The organism is Micromonospora sp. NPDC005163, from assembly GCF_053599835.1.
In genome coordinates this window covers 60,132-75,543 of record NZ_JBSFYP010000035.1, presented here as the reverse complement: position 1 = coordinate 75,543, position 15,412 = coordinate 60,132, and the positions used below count along the sequence as shown (strand labels likewise).

At 72.6% G+C, this 15,412-nt stretch carries 11 protein-coding genes and 1 riboswitch; of the genes, 2 read left to right on the top strand and 9 right to left on the bottom strand.

All coding sequences use genetic code 11. From position 1 onward, the window contains the following. The 5 genes from ACWD6N_RS23205 to thiE all read right to left on the bottom strand — a co-directional run. Positions 1-805 (bottom strand): thiamine phosphate synthase (locus ACWD6N_RS23205; RefSeq protein WP_450005163.1); only part of this gene is annotated, 805 nt, incomplete at its 3' end. Continuing rightward, entirely contained in the window at positions 802-1,581 is a 780-nt protein-coding gene (locus ACWD6N_RS23200) for a thiazole synthase (RefSeq protein WP_354964778.1), read from the bottom strand. The genes ACWD6N_RS23205 and ACWD6N_RS23200, both read right to left, overlap by 4 nt. Next, positions 1,578-1,778, bottom strand: coding sequence for a sulfur carrier protein ThiS (gene thiS / locus ACWD6N_RS23195; protein WP_354964779.1), 201 nt, complete (start codon positions 1,776-1,778; stop codon positions 1,578-1,580). The genes ACWD6N_RS23200 and thiS overlap by 4 nt, the downstream gene beginning before the upstream one ends. Beyond that, the gene (thiO, locus tag ACWD6N_RS23190) at positions 1,769-2,983 is read right to left on the bottom strand and encodes a glycine oxidase ThiO (protein ID WP_354964780.1); all 1,215 of its coding nucleotides are present in this window, start codon (positions 2,981-2,983) and stop codon (positions 1,769-1,771) included. Before thiO ends, thiS begins: the two co-directional genes overlap by 10 nt. Further along, the gene (gene thiE / locus ACWD6N_RS23185; RefSeq protein WP_387324595.1) at positions 2,977-3,603 is read right to left on the bottom strand and encodes a thiamine phosphate synthase; all 627 of its coding nucleotides are present in this window, start codon (positions 3,601-3,603) and stop codon (positions 2,977-2,979) included. The genes thiO and thiE overlap by 7 nt, the downstream gene beginning before the upstream one ends. Then, positions 3,598-3,707: riboswitch (TPP riboswitch) on the bottom strand. (Overlaps the previous gene by 6 nt.) A gap of 311 nt (positions 3,708-4,018) precedes the next feature. Here thiE and ACWD6N_RS23180 point away from each other — a divergent pair. Beyond that, the gene (locus tag ACWD6N_RS23180; protein ID WP_387324592.1) at positions 4,019-9,859 is read left to right on the top strand and encodes a ThuA domain-containing protein; all 5,841 of its coding nucleotides are present in this window, start codon (positions 4,019-4,021) and stop codon (positions 9,857-9,859) included. Between the two features lie 114 nt (positions 9,860-9,973). Here the strand turns inward: ACWD6N_RS23180 and ACWD6N_RS23175 are convergent, their stop codons facing one another. From ACWD6N_RS23175 to ACWD6N_RS23165, 3 genes are all read right to left on the bottom strand, one after another. Continuing rightward, positions 9,974-10,936, bottom strand: a complete 963-nt coding sequence (locus ACWD6N_RS23175; protein ID WP_354964783.1) for an aldo/keto reductase — start codon at positions 10,934-10,936, stop codon at positions 9,974-9,976. A gap of 66 nt (positions 10,937-11,002) precedes the next feature. Then, on the bottom strand, positions 11,003-12,682 hold the full coding sequence (locus ACWD6N_RS23170; RefSeq protein WP_354964784.1) for an ABC-F family ATP-binding cassette domain-containing protein: 1,680 nt from the start codon (positions 12,680-12,682) through the stop codon (positions 11,003-11,005). Between the two features lie 41 nt (positions 12,683-12,723). After that, positions 12,724-13,329: a class I SAM-dependent methyltransferase gene (locus tag ACWD6N_RS23165; protein WP_354964785.1), complete on the bottom strand. Its 606-nt coding sequence runs from the start codon at positions 13,327-13,329 to the stop codon at positions 12,724-12,726. 102 nt (positions 13,330-13,431) lie between these two features. On the opposite strand from ACWD6N_RS23165, the gene ACWD6N_RS23160 reads away from it, so the two are divergent. Continuing rightward, positions 13,432-14,496: a hypothetical protein gene (locus tag ACWD6N_RS23160; protein ID WP_354964786.1), complete on the top strand. Its 1,065-nt coding sequence runs from the start codon at positions 13,432-13,434 to the stop codon at positions 14,494-14,496. Between the two features lie 42 nt (positions 14,497-14,538). On the opposite strand, the gene truA is transcribed toward ACWD6N_RS23160, so the two are convergent. Continuing rightward, positions 14,539-15,369 (bottom strand): tRNA pseudouridine(38-40) synthase TruA, encoded by an 831-nt coding sequence (gene truA / locus ACWD6N_RS23155; protein WP_354964787.1) that lies wholly within the window; start codon positions 15,367-15,369, stop codon positions 14,539-14,541. Positions 15,370-15,412 lie beyond the last annotated feature (43 nt).

The following is a 15,412-nucleotide window of genomic DNA, read 5'->3' as shown; positions in this document are numbered from 1 at the left end:
CTTCTCCCCACCCCCCCCTCTTTCCCTTTAGTTCCATCGCACCATTTTGGTTTGGTGTTTGGGGCCGCCCCCCCCGGGCCCACTCCGGGGCGGTCAGGCTTGATCCCTGCGTGGGCACGGTCGGCCGCAGCCCCGTCGTGGGGACCTGGGCGCCTCCGCGCCGGGTTTGCGTCATCGGGGTGACCGCCTTCGTGAAGGCCCTGGTCAGGGTGGTGGCTGCTTCGGTTGGGTCTTCGGCTCGCATGACTGCGCCTAGTACCGCGACTCCTGCTGCTCCCCCCTCGATACAGGCGATCACCTGATCTGGGGTTTCCACGCCGCCCAGCGCCAGCACCGGTGTTGGGCTGGCCTGGATCAGCTTTCGCAGGCCCTCGGGGTGCAGGGGTGGGCCGTAGCCGGGTTTGGTTTGTGTGGGGTAGACCGGGGAGACGGTGGCGTAGTTCTCGGTGGTGATCCGGTGCAGCTCGGACTGGTTGTGGCAGGAGCGGCCGACCAGCCGGTGGGTCGGGGGCGGGTACGGGCCGGCGGCGGGCAGGTGGACGGCGTCGCCGCCGAGCGGGTCGGGGCCAGCCACGATCAGGGTTCCGCCGGCATCGGCGAGGATCGCGCGCAGGTCGGCGGCGAGGGCGGCGCGCTCGGCGCGGGGGAGGTCCTTCTCCCGCAGCACCACCCAGCGCACTCCCCCGGCAACGGCCCCCGCCACCACCTGATCGAGCGCCCCCCGCGCCACCCGCCGATCCGTCAGCACGACAACGCCCGACGGCAGGGTTGCCGGGCACCCGGGCGGGACGCGCTCGGGGGTCACAGGTCGGGTCTTCCCTCGTCGGGGGTGGACGGGAGGGCGTGGAAGCGGCGGGCGATCCGGCCGGCGCCAGCGGCCAGCCGACCCGCCTCGACCGCGTACCGCATCGCGGTCGCCATCGCGACCGGGTCCGCGGCCCGGGTGACCGCGCTGGCCAGCAGCACCGCGTCGCAGCCCAGCTCCATCGCCAGCGCCGCGTCGGACGCCGTGCCGATGCCGGCGTCCAGGATCACCGGCACGTCCACGCCCTGCCGGATCAGCCGGATGTGGTGCGGGTTTCCGATGCCGAGCCCCGAGCCGATCGGCGCGCCGGCCGGCATCACCGCGGCGCAGCCCACGTCGGCCAGCCGGCGGGCGAGCACCGGGTCGTCGCTGGTGTACGGCAGCACGGTGAATCCGTCGGCGACCAGCTCCTCGGCGGCGCGGAGCAGCTCGACCCCGTCGGGCAGCAGGGTCCGCTCGTCAGCGATCACCTCCAGCTTGATCCAGTCGGTGTCGAACGCGTCCCTGGCCAGCCGGGCCACCTTCACGGCCTCGGTCGCGGTGTGGCAGCCGGCGGTGTTCGGCAGCAGCCGTACCCCGCACCGGTCCAGCAGCTCCAGCAGCCCACCGGCGCTGCCCGGCGCGGTGTCCACCCGGCGCAGCGCCAGAGTGACCAGCTCGGTGCCGGACGCCCGGATCGCCTGCTCCAGCACGTGCAGGTTCGCGGCGCCGCCGGTGCCGAGGATCAGCCGCGAGGTGAACGTCGCCCCACCCAGCTCGAACGGCACGCCGGTCACCCGCCCTGCGCGGCGGCGAGCACCTCGACGCGATCACCGTCGCGCAGCGCCGTGGTCGGCCAGCCGGTTCGGGGCACCACCTCGCCGTTGACCGCGACCGCCACCCCGCGCTGCTGCGGCGCGATGTCGCTGACCAGATCGGCCACCGACGCTCCACCGGGGACGCTGCGCCCGGTCCCGTTCACCGTCAACTCCACCGGTCCTCCTCTGTCGTCCGATCAGGTGCGCCGACATCGGCCGCACCAGGCCCGGCCAGCCGACCGGCCGCGCTGGTGGGATCCGGGCCGGCGGCGGCGAACCGGCCCGGGTGAAAGGGCGTGAGCAGCGGATCGGGCACGCCGGTGGTGACCAGGTCGGCGATCAGGTCGGCGGTGACCGGGGTGAGCACGATGCCGTGCCGGTGGTGCCCGGTGGCGGCCAGCACGTCCGGCCGGTCGGACAGCGGCCCGAGGATCGGCGCGTTGTCCGGGGTGCCCGGACGCAGCCCGGCGACCGTCTCGACCAGGTCGTACTCGGCCAGCTCGGGGAGCAGGTCGACGCCGGCACGGAGTAGGCGCAGCACCGCGCCGGCGGTGACCGTGGTGTCCGACCGCTCCTCGACCGTCGCGCCGAGCACCACCTCGCCGTCTGCGCGGGGCACCAGATAGACCTGCTCGCCGTCGGCGTACCCCCGGATCACGTGCCGGAAGCCCGGCGCGGCGCCGCCGGGCGCGCGTAGCCGGAGGATCTGGCCCTTCACCGGCCGCACGGGCAGGCCGGTGAGGGCGGCGGCGCCGCAGCCGGCGGCGACCACGGTGACCCGGGCGTCCACCTCGGCGAGGGAACGGACCGCCCGCGGGGCGAGCACCGCGCCGGCCCGCTGCGCGGCCGTGCGCAGCGCCGGCACCAGCAACCGTGGGTCGACCTGGTGGTCGGTGGGCGCGAGTGCCCCGCCGCGCACCCGCGGCGCGAGCGCCGGCTCGCGGTCGCGCAGCTCGGTGGGGCGCAGCGGGGTGACCGGCAGGCCCAACCCCTGCTGGTACGCCCAGAGCCGGCGCGCCTCGGCCAGGTCGTCCGCGGTCAGCCCGACCAGCAGGGTGCCCTCGGTCCGGTAGCCCAGCTCGACGCCGCTCGCCTCGGTCAGCTCGTCCGCGAACGCCGGCCACCGGGCGGCGGACGCCAGCAGCAGCCCGGTCAGCTGCCGCTCACCGAAGTACGCCTCGGCCACCGGAGAGAGCATCCCGGCGGCCACCGCCGAGGCCCCCGACCCGGGGGACGGATCGTGCACCACCACCCGAAGTCCGCGGGCGGCGCACCGCCAGGCGATCGCCAACCCGATCGGCCCCGCCCCCACCACCGCCACGTCCGCAAGGAAGGGCCCCTTGTTAACGGATTCTGTAGAGGAAGGGCCCCCTGTTAACACGTCAGCGCCCCGAGCAGCTCGGCGGTGGCCCGGGCCGGGTCGGCGGCAGCGGATACCGCGCCCACCACCGCCACCCCGTACGCCCCGGCGGCTCGCAGCGCCGGCACCCGGGCGGCGGTCACCCCACCGATCGCGATCACCGGAACGTCGACCGCGTCGTTGACCGCCCGTACCCCCGCCGGGCCGATCGGGTCCGGCAGCCCGGCCTTGGTGCTGGTGGCGTGGCACGGCCCGACGCCCAGGTAGCTGGCTCCCGCGGCGACGGCCTCGATCGCCGTCTCCGGTGCCCGGGCGGTGGCCCCGAGCACGCCGGTGGGGCCGAGCACCCGGCGGGCGGCGGCGACCGGTAGGTCGTCGGCACCGACGTGTCCACCGGCGGCGCCCACCGCCAACGCCACGTGCAACCGGTCGTTGACCAGGCAGGTCGCCCTGTACGGCGCGCAGAGCGCGAGCACCCGCCGGGCCAGGTCGTACGCCTCGCGGTCGGTGGCGGAGTCCTCGACCCGGACCTGCACCACCAGGTCGGCTCGGGCCGTGGTGAGGGCGGCCCGGACCACGGTGAGTGGATCCCGCCCGGGTCGGGTGTCGGTGATCAGATGCAGTCGCCCGAGGGACGGCACGGCAACGCTCCTCCCTGCGCCGGCATTACCCGGATCAGGTTCGACGGTCGGGGGCTGTCAGCCCCCCTCTCAGCCCGGTACACCGGACTCCCGTGGGTTACTTGCGTGTCACCGTACGACAGTTCCGGCCGTCTGCCAAGGCGGGGTCGGCCGGCGGCCGGCGGGCGAAAACCACACCGCTCGGCGAGATCCGTTGGGCGCTTCATGCGGTCCTGTTCGGAATGTCGCCCACCGTTGCAGAACCGTTACCCGCCGGCATCTTGCCGGACATTGATCCAACCGAATTAATTTGTTCAGCGATTCGACAAAATGCTGGCGTGGTTGCCCTGGCACGGCATTCGCACCGGCTCCATCTGGGACGGTCTTCGGCGAGCCGGCCCCCGCGATCCCTGTCCACCGCGACATAGGAGGCGGCGTGTCCCATTCTCGTCGTGCCCGAGTACCCATCACCGCGACCCTGATCTCCCTGGCCCTGGCCTCGACAACTCTGTTCGGGCTGCCCGCCCAGGCGGCTCCGGCCGCCGCCCAGGTCCCCCCGCGAAACACGCCGGCCGCGGCCCCGGTCAGCCAGGTGCCGCCGAAGGCGCCAAAGGCTGCGGCCGATCCCTTCTCCGTCCTGGTGTTCTCCAAGACGGCCGGCTTCCGCCACGACTCCATTCCCACCGGGCTCGCCGCGATCCAACAACTGGGCGAGGCCAACGGATTCACCGTGGACAGTTCCGAGGACGGTGGCGCGTTCACCGACGCCAATCTGGCGAAATACCGGGCGGTGATCTGGCTCTCCACCACCGGCGACGTGCTGGACGCCGAGCAGCAGGCCGCGTTCGAGCGGTACGTGCGTGCCGGCGGCGGTTACGTCGGCATCCACGCCGCCTCGGACACCGAGTACAGCTGGGCCTGGTACGGCGACCTCGTCGGCGCGTACTTCGCCAACCACCCCGCGAACCAGCAGGCCACGGTCAAGGTGGAGGACCACGCCCACCCGTCCACCGCCGAGCTTCCGGACCGCTGGTCCCGCTTCGACGAGTGGTACAACTACCAGACCAACCCCCGGCCGGACGTGCACGTGCTGGCCAGCCTGGACGAGAAGAGCTACACCCCGGGCGCCGGTGCGATGGGCGCCGACCACCCGATCGCCTGGTGCCAGGACTTCGACGGCGGCCGTTCCTGGTACACCGGGGGCGGGCACACCCGGGAGTCGTACGCCGAGCCGGAGTTCCTCTCCCACCTGCTCGGCGGGATCCGGACCGCCGCCGGGGTGGCGGACGCCGACTGCGGCGCCTCGAAGACCGCGAGCTTCGAGAAGGTCACCCTGGACAGCAACACCAGCAACCCGATGGAGTTGGACATCGCCCCGGACGGGCGGGTCTTCTACGTCGAGCGGGACGGCCGGGTGCAGGTCGTCAAGCCGGACACCGGCAGCACGTTCACCGCCCTCGACCTGGACGTCTTCACCGGCAACGAGGACGGACTGATCGGCATCCGGCTCGACCCGGACTTCGCCACCAACAGGTGGGTGTACCTCTACCACGCCCCGAACGACGGCATCGCGCGCAACCTGCTGTCCCGGTTCACCGTGACCGGCGACACCATCGACCCGGCCAGCGAGAAGCAGGTGCTGCGGGTCGACACCCAGCGCAACACCTGCTGCCACGCCGGCGGCAGCATGGCGTTCGACAGCGTCGGCAACCTGTACCTGGCCACCGGCGACAACACCAACCCGTTCGAGTCGAGCGCGTACTCGCCGCTCGACGAGCGGCCGGGCCGCCAGGACTACGACGCGCAGCGCACCTCCGGCAACACCAACGACCTGCGCGGCAAGGTGATCCGGATCCACCCGGAGGACGACGGGACGTACACCGTCCCGGCGGGTAACCTCTTCGCGCCGGGCACCGAGAAGACCCGTCCCGAGATCTACGCGATGGGCTTCCGCAACCCGTTCCGGATCGGCACCGACCCGAAGACCAACACGCTCTACGTCGCGGACTACGGGCCGGACGCCAACGCGGACAGCCCCACCCGGGGCCCGCGCGGCCTGGTCGAGTGGAACATCGTCACCCCCGGCAATTACGGCTGGCCGTACTGCACCGGGACGAACGAGGCGTACAACGACTACACGTTCCCGTCCGGCCCGAGCGGGGCGAAGTTCGACTGCGCAGCCCCGGTGAACAACTCGCCCAACAACACCGGCCTGACCAACCTCCCGCCGGTCGTCCCAGCGACCGTCGACTACGGGTACGCCGGTGACGCGCGATACCCGGAGATCGGCGGCGGCGGCGCCCCGATGGGCGGCCCGGTCTACCGGTACGACGCCGACCTCGACTCCGACCGGAAGTGGCCGGCGTACTACGACGGCAAGGCGCTGCTCGGCGAGTGGAACCAGTCGAAGATGTACACCATGCAGGTGACCGCCGACGGCAGGTCGTTGGTGGACATCAACCAGTTGCTCACCGGGATGGGCATGCTCCGGCCGATGGACTTCGAGTTCGGCCCGGACGGCGCGCTCTACCTGATCGAGTGGGGCAGCGGCTTCGGCGGCAACAACGACAACTCCGGCGTCTACCGGATCGACTACATCGCCGGTGAACGCGCGCCGATCGCGGTGGCGGCGGCCGCCCCGACGTCGGGGCCCGCGCCGTTGACGGTGGAATTCTCCAGCGCTGGGTCGCGCGACCCGGACGGCGGCGCGCTCACCTACGCCTGGGCCTTCGGCGACGGGCAGACCTCCACCGAGGCCAACCCGACGCACACCTACGCCACGGCGGGCAGCTTCACCGCCCAGCTCACCGTCACCAACCCGAAGGGCCGTACCGCGGTGGCCAACGTGCCGGTCACCGTGGGCAACACCGCGCCGACGGTGACCATCGAGTTCCCGCCGGACGGCGGCTTCTTCGACTGGGGTGACCAGGTCCACTACACGATCAAGGTGACCGACCCGGAGGACGGGCAGATCGACTGCGACCGGGTGCGACTCCAGGTGCTGCTCGGCCACGACGAGCACGCCCACCCGCTGGAGCAGCACACCGGCTGCAGCGGCACCGTCCAGACGTCGCTCGCCTCCGGGCACGGCGCCGAGGCGAACGTCTTCGCGGTCTTCGAGGCCACCTACACCGACCAGGGCGGCGCTGGCGGGGCCGGCCCGCTCACCGGCCGCGCGATCGAGCAGTTGCAGCCCAAGCGCAAGCAGGCCGAGTACTTCACCGCCACCGGGCGGGCGCCGGGGAGCACCGGCGGCGGCGACGCCGGCGTGCAGCGGGAGACCGGCGGCGACAGCGCCGGCGGCGGCCAGAACATCGGGTTCATCGAGGACGGCGACTGGTGGTCGCTCGCCCCGGCGAACCTGACCAACGTCACCGACATCCGGTTCCGGGCCGCCTCGGCAGTCTCCGGAGGCCGGGTCGAGGTCCGCGCCGGCGCCGTCGACGGACCGGTGGTCGCCTCGGCCACCGTGCCGGGCACCGGCGGGTGGCAGACGTACACGGACGTGACCGCGCCGGTGACCGGCGCCGCGAGCGGCACGCTGTACTTCGTCGCCCGGGACCCGAACGGCGGCGCGGGGTCGCTGTTCAACGTCAACTGGATGGACTTCCTCGGCCGCGGCGTCACCGAGAACGCGCCACCGGTGGTCAGCGCCACCGCCACCCCGGCCACCGGCACCGCGCCGGTCACCGTCGCCTTCGACGGCACGGCCACCGACGCCGAGGGCGACACCCCGCTGACGTACGCCTGGGACTTCGGTGACGGCGGCACCGCGTCCACGTTGGACGCCAGCCACACCTACACCAGCCCGGGCACCTTCACCGCCACCCTGACGGTGACGGACAGCAAGGGCGCGAAGTCGTACGCCACCGTGCCGGTGCGGGTCGACGCGCCGAACACGTCCTGCTTCGGGGCGCGCTCGGACGACTTCGACGGCACCAGCCTCGACAAGAACCGGTGGACCAGCGTGGTCCGGGAGAACCAGCTCTACTCGGTTGCCGGCGGCGCGCTGCGGCTGCCCACGGCGGTGGGCGACCTCTACGGTGCCCGCAACGACGCCACCAACCTGGTGCTCCAGGCGGCTCCGACCGGGGCCTGGCAGGCGACCACCCGGGTCACCCTGCCGGTGACGGCCAACTACCAGCAGGCCGGCCTGCTGGTGTACGGCGACGACGACAACTACGCCAAGCTGGACCTGCTCTACAACGGCAGCCGGCGGGTGGAGTTCATCCGGGAGACGGCCGGCACGCCGCGCAACGAGGCCGCCGACAGCACCGCCGCACCGGCGGGTGACACCGTGCACCTGCGGATCATCAGCGACGGGACGAACCTGACCGCGGCCGTCTCGGCCGACGGGCAGACCTTCACCCCGGTCGGACGATCGGCCGCGCTGGACGGCATCACCAACCCGCGGATCGGCCTCTTCGCGGTCAACGGCGGCACCGAGGCGCCGGTGGTGGACGCCAGCTTCGACTGGTTCCAGGTCACGCCGGACGCCCCGGCCGGACCGGTCGTGCCGTCGGACGAGTTCACCGGCGACACGCTGGACAAGTGCCGGTGGAACGCGATCCTGCGCGAGGACCCGAACGGTTACCGGGTCACCGGTGGCGCGCTGCGGGTCGACGTGCCCAACGGTGACATCTACGGCACCGACAACACCGGGCCGAAGAACTTCATCCTCCAGACCGCGCCGTCGGGCGACTGGACCCTGGAGACGAAGGTCGACGGCAGCCTGCTGAACGAGCAGTACCAGCAGGCCGGTCTGATCGTGCACGCGGACGACGACAACTACCTCAAGTTCGACTACATCGCGGACAACCAGGTCGGCCAACCGGTGACGCGGCGGATCGAGTTCCGCAGCGAGATCGGCGGGGCGGTCCAGAACCCGCAACCGGAGGCGGCCAACCTGACCGGCGCGGTGTGGCATCTGCGGCTCGCCCGCAGCGGCGACACCTTCACCGCGTCGTACTCGGCCGACGGGACGACCTGGACCGCGTTGACCACGCTCACCAACAGCGCGGTCGGGGCCACCCCGAAGGTCGGGTTGTTCACGCTCGGCGCCAACCAGACCGCCTCGAAGACCGCCGCGTTCGACTACTTCCGGTTGAGCACCGGGGTGGCCGACGAGACGGCGCCGGTCACCACTGCGGCGGTTTCCGGCACCCCGACCGACGGGTGGTACACCGGGCCGGTGACGGTCACCCTCACCGCGGCCGACGAGGCCGGCGGCAGCGGGTTGGCCGGGACGGCGTACCAGCTGGGCGGGGCCACCACCTGGACGGACTACACCGCTCCGGTGGCGGTCAGCGGTGACGGCGAGCACGAGCTGCGGTTCCGCTCGACCGACGAGGCGGGCAACGTGGAGTCGACGAAGACCGTCACGGTCCGGATCGACGCCACCGCGCCGGTCACCTCGGCGACGTTCGCTCCGGCGAACGACGCCGGCTGGCACGACGGGACCATCCCGGTCGTGCTGACCTCTACCGACGCCGGTTCCGGGGTGAAGACGGTGGAGTGGTCGCTGGACGGCGGCGCGTGGACGCCGTACACGACGCCGGTCGAGGTGACCGGCGACGGGCAGCACGAGCTGCTGTTCCGCGCCACCGACAAGGCGGGCAACGCCGAGACGCTCAAGTCGGCGGTGCTGCGGATCGACGGCACCAGACCGACGCTGCTGGTCTCCGGGATCGCCGACGGCCAGCTCTACGGGGACAGCCAGGACGTCCGGGTGTCCTGGCAGGCCGTCGACCCCACCTCGGGCATCGCGTCCGTGGTGGGCCGGTTGAACGGCCAGGCGTACGCCAGCGGCACCCTGCAGGCCATGTACGAGCTGCCGCTCGGCCTGCACGAGCTGACCGTGACCGCGACCGACAAGGCGGGCAACACGACGACCTCGACGGTCCGGTTCTTCGTCACCACCTCGTTCCGGGACATGCAGAACCTGCTGGACCGGTTCAAGGCGACGGGGCGGCTCTCGGCCAAGGCGCACAAGCAGTTGACGGCGAAGCTCGACGCGGCCCGCAAGGCCGAGGCTGCCGGCAACGACAACAAGGCGATCAAGCAGCTGACCGACTTCCGGACGCTCGCCGCCAACGCCACGCTGGTGGGCGAGGCGGAGATCCGGGACGTCCTGATCCGGGACGCCGACGCCATGATCGTCCGGCTCGGCGGCACGGCCAGCAAGGCCGGAGTCAAGGCGAACGACGGCGAGCCGGTCAAGGGCGCCGGACGGCTCGGTGGCGACGCCACCCGGCTCGCCCCCGGTCGCCAGCTCTGATCTGACCGACTGATCGACTCGGTATCCCAGAAGTCGGGGTGTCCCGGACCACAGGACACCCCGACTTCAGGGAACGCGGGGTGGATCAGGATCCCGCGCCACCCACGCCGGGCATCAGAGGACGGCGCGCAGGGCCGCCAGATCCTCGTCGGTGGGCTCCCAGGTGCCGGCAGCGGCGTTGGCGTGCACCTGCTCGGGCGTGGTGGCACCGGCGATCACCGAGGTCACCGCCGGCTGGGCGGCCAGCCCGCCGATCGCCACCTGGAGCATGGTCAGCCCCCGCTCGGCCGCGTACGCCTCGATCGCCTCGATGGTGTCCCAGTCGGCGGCGGCGAGTCGCTCCGCGTACCGGCCACCGCCGGAGAGCCGGCTGCCGGCCGGCGGCCGCCCCGCACGCTTGTACTTGCCGGTGAGCAGGCCGTTGGCAAGCGGGAAGAACGGCAGCATGCCGAGACCGAACCGCTCGCAGGCCGGGATCACCTCGGCCTCCACGGACCGCTCCACCAGGCTGTAGTGGTTCTGCGCGCTGATGAAGCGGGCCCGGCCGTTGGACGAGGCGATCCAGTCCGCGTCGGCGATCTGCCAGCCGGCGAAGTTGGAGTTGCCCAGGTAGCGCACCTTGCCGTCCCGGACCAGGTCGTCCAGGGCTGCGAGGGTCTCGTCGATCGGCGTGCCCGGGTCGGGCTCGTGCATCTGGTACAGGTCGATGTGGTCGGTGTCGAGCCGGCGCAGCGACGCCTCCACCGCGCGGGCGATGTAGCGCCGCGACCCCCGGGCACCGAAGTCCGGCCCGTTGAGGCCGTTCATGTCCATGCCGAACTTGGTGGCCACCACCACGTCGTCCCGGCGTCCCTTGAGCGCCTGCCCGAGCAGTTCCTCGGAGCTGCCCTGCGGCTCGCCGTAGATGTCAGCGGTGTCGAACAGGGTGATCCCGGCGTCCAGGGCGGCGTCCACCACCGCTCGGGTGCCGTCGAGGTCGAGCTTACGGCCGAAGTTGTTGCAGCCGATGCCGACCACGGACACCACGAGCCCGGAGTCGCCCAGCCGGCGATAGGTCATCTCAGTCACGAGATCCACCCTATGCCCAGCGAAGGAAGGGCCCCTTGTTAACACCTGGCGTTAACAAGGGGCCCTTCCTTCGCCTCAGCCCACGTCCCAGACCGGCTCCGGGGTCTCCACCACTTCGCTATCGCCACCGAACAGCACGAAACGGTCGAAGGATCGCGTGAACCAGCGGTCGTGGGTGACCGCGATCACCGTTCCCTCGAACGCGTTCAGGCCCGCCTCCAACGCCTCCGCGCTGGCCAGGTCGAGGTTGTCGGTGGGCTCGTCCAGCAGCAGCAGGGTCGCCCCGGAGAGCTCCAGCAGCAGCACCAGGAACCGGGCCTGCTGCCCGCCGGAGAGGGTGCCGAAGCGCTGGTCACCCTGCCCGGCCAGCTCGTAGCGGCTGAGCACCCCCATCGCCGTGTGCCGATCCATGCCGGTCCGGTGCTCGTCGCCCCGCCAGAGGATCTCGACAAGCGTCTTCGACATCAACTCCGGCCGGTCGTGGGTCTGGGAGAAGTGCCCCGGGCGCACGCGGGCGCCGAGCCGGGCCGTGCCGTCGTGCGCCACCGGGGCGAGCGCGGCCGCCCCGTCGACCGGCCCGTTGGCCGGGTCGGGGTCGCTGCCACCCCGAGCCAGCAGCCGCAGGAAGTGCGACTTGCCGGTGCCGTTGGCACCGAGCACCGCCAAGCGGTCGCCGTACCAGATCTCCAGGTCGAAGGGGTAGGTCAGGCCGTCCAACTCCAGCTGCTCGCAGATGACCGCACGCTTGCCGGTCCGCCCGCCGGTCAGCCGCATCCGGATGTCCTGGTCCTTCGGCGGTACGGGCGGCGGCCCGGCCTCCTCGAACTTGCGCAGCCGGGTCTGCGCGGCCTGGTACCGCGAGGCGAGCCCGTCGTTGTACGCCGCCTTCTGCTTGTACATCAGCATCAGCTCGCGCAGCTTCTGGTGCTCCTCGTCCCAGCGCCGGCGCAGCTCGTCGAGGCGGGCGTGCCGGGCCACCCGCGCGGAGTGCCAGCTGGCGAAGCCGCCCGGGTGCACCCAGGCGCTGCCGCCCTCCACGGCGACCACCCGGTCGGCGGTCTGGGCCAGCAGCTCGCGGTCGTGCGAGACGTAGAGCACGGACTTGGTCGACTCGCGCAGCCGCGCCTCCAGCCAGCGCTTGCCGGGCACGTCGAGGAAGTTGTCCGGCTCGTCGAGCAGCAGCACCTCGTCCGGGCCGCGCAGCAGCAGCTCCAGCGCGAACCGCTTCTGCTGCCCACCGGAGAGGGTGCGGACCGGTCGGTCCCGGACGGCGTCCCAGGGCTGGTCGAGCACGATGGTGGCGACGGTGTCGAAGAGCACCTCGGCGTCGTACCCGCCGGACTCGCCCCAGGCGCCCAGCGCGTCTGCGTACGCCAGCTGCGCCTTGCCGGCCGCGGTGCTGTACTTGCCGCGGACCTCGGCCGCCCGCATGGCCGTCTCGGTCTCGCTGAGCCGGCGGCCGGCCTCGCGCAGCGGCGGTGGGGCGAGCGACAGCGCCAGGTCGGCGAGTGTCGACTCGTCGCCGATCATGCCGATGAACTGGCGCATCACGCCCAGCCCGCCGGCCCGCGCGACGGCGCCGGTACGCACCGGCAGGTCACCGGCGACCATCCGCAGCAGTGTCGTCTTACCCGCGCCGTTCGGCCCGACCAGGGCGATCTTGCCGCCCTCCCCGACCCGGAACGACACGTCGGCGAAGAGTTCCCGACCATCGGGCAGGATATGCCCGACCGCTGCCACGTCCACGTATCCCACGCCGGGATCCTGCCCCAGCAGGGGCCGGGCGGTACATCCAATTACCGGGTGACCCGCAGCACCCGGAAGCCCTTCTGGCTGGCGTGCCGCTCGACCTGCCAGCTCTGGTCGGTGAGCCAGCGGTGCAGCGAGTCGCCACCGAGGTGCCGGGCGACCACCAGCCAGCCGACGCCGTCCGGGGCGAGCCGGGGCAGCCAGCGCAGCAGGAGGTCGTGCAACCCGTCCTTGCCGATCCGGATCGGCGGGTTGGACCAGAGCTGGGCGAAGCGAAGCTCTGCCGGCACGTCGTCCGGCGCGCTGACCCGGACCCGGTCGCCGGCGCCGACCCGGGCCGCGTTGGCGGCGGTCAGCTCGCGGGCGCGGGCGTTGACGTCGACCGCCCAGACGGTGCTCGCCGGCGCAAGGTCGGCCAGCACGCAGGTGATCGGCCCGAACCCGCAGCCGAGGTCGAGCAGGTCGCCGGTGGTGGCGGTGGTGGGCAGCTCGGCCTTGCGCAGGAGCACCGCGGTGCCCGGGTCGAGACGGCTCGCGGAGAAGACCCCGCCGGCCGAGGCGAGCCGGTAGTCGCGGTCGGCGACGGAGAACTCGACCTCGCGCGGCGGGGCGTCGCTGGCGGGCTGAGCGGTGAAGTAGTGGTCGCCGGTCACGCCGGCAATTCTCGCATTGGTCGCAGCACGCCCCGACACGGCCCACACCTACATTTCCCATTATTACCCCCTAAAGGGACAATGCCTCCTAGTCTGGGCGACATGGTGTATCGGTACGAGTCCGATGAGGACGCTTTCGTGGAGTACCCGGATGACGGGTCCGACCTGTCCGTGGCCGGCGCTGGTCCGCCTCCGCCTGCCGGGCCCTCTCCGTCGCGTTTCCCCACCCCGTCGCTGCGCCGGACGAACCAGATCGCGCTGCCGTCGTCCGCTCCGCCGCCGACCCGTGCCGACATCCCGCCCGCCCCGCCACGCGAGCAGGTCTACACCTCAGCGGAGCCGATCGAGCCGACCTCCCGGCGCGGGGGCGGCCGGCTCTGGCAGGTGCTGGTCGGTGGCGCGGCCGTCCTGGTCCTCCTCGCGCTCTGCGGCCTGGGCGCCGCCGCGCTGCTGGTGGACCGCGGCCCACAGCCGGAGACCACCCCGACGTACCAGCCGAACGCCGCCGCGTCCGACCCCGCCGAAGAACGGCAGGACCTCGACTCCCGGGACACCGACCAGGCCCCCCTCACCGCCAAGGAACTCTTCCCCGGCAAGGAACTGAAGGTCACCGACGGCCAGCCGGGCTACCAGGTGGTCAAGACACACTCGAGCGGCAGTTGCGCCGTCGCCGCCACCGACGAGGTCGCCGACCTGCTGGTCCGGCTCGGCTGCAACCAGGTGGTACGGGCCACCCTGCGGGCTCCCGGCGGCAACCACCTGGTCACCACCGGGCTGTTCAACCTGACCGACAAGGTGAGCGCGGAACGGGCCCGGGACCGGATCCGGCAACTGCTCGACGAGCGGCAGGGCCGGTTCCAGGGCATGGTCGGCAAGGAAGGCGACGGCACCGAGGTGGTGGCGACAGCCCCCGCCCGGGTCGGCTGGCAGGTCCGCGGCCACTACCTGGCGTACGCGCTGGTGGTCCGCACGGACGGGGTGGCCGTCAAGTCCGGTGACACCACGATCCGGGAGATCCTGTTCGACATGCTCGAGCTGCACCTCAGCCGGGGCGTGCTGGAACGGCGGGCCGATGGCGGCACGGCGGGGCAACCGACGGCGGGGCCGACCGAGAGCGGCGGCACCCAGAGCGGCACCACCGGCGACGACGAACTACCGGGCGACTGACCGCACCCCGCCGTCGGCGGTCACCGTGACCGGCCAGTCCGCTCAGCCCTCGACGGGCACCCGCAGCCGGCGGGTGAGGTCGGCGCGGCGGGCGTACTCGGTCGGATCGGCCGGGTACCCCACCTCGACCAGGGTCAGCCCGTGCGCCGGGGCCACGGTCACCTCGCTGGACCGCTCCCGGCGGGTCAGCAGCGTGCCCGGCCACTCCACCGGGCGGCGGCCGTCCCCGGCCACCAGCATCGCCCCCACCAGGCTGCGCACCATCGCCTGGCAGAACGCGTCCGCCTGCACGGTGGCGACCAGGATGCCGTCCGGGTCGCGACGCCAGTCCAGCCGGGTCACCTCGCGCAGCGTCGTCGCGTTCTCCTTACGCCGGCAGTACGCGGCGAAGTCGTGCTCCCCGACCAGGCCGGCCGCCGCGGCGTTCAGCGCCGCCAGATCCAGGGGCCGCGGCCAGGCCAGCACCTCGTGCCGGCGCAGCGGCTCCGCGCCGTACCGGGCGTCGGTGACCCGGTACTCGTAGCGTCGGAAGGTGGCCGAGAACCGGGCGTCGAAGTCGGCCGGCACCTCGGTCATCTCCCGCACCCGCACGTCGGTGGGGAGCAGCCGGGCCAGCCGTCGCAGCAGCCGACCCTCGTGCTGCCGCCACACCTCGGCGGGCAGATCGAGGTGGCAGACCTGCCCGGTGGCGTGGACCCCCGCGTCGGTCCGCCCGGCCACGGTCAACCCGGTGGCCGTGCCGGCGCCGAGGACCAGGTCCAGGGTCTCGACGAGCACCCCGGCGACGGTGCGCCGGGTCGGTTGGGCGGCCCAGCCGGAGAAGCCGGTGCCGTCGTACGAGACATCCAGCCGCAGCCGGATCCGCTCGTCCACCTCGTACCTCCTGTTACGGGTCGGGCCCGGCACCCCGATGGGG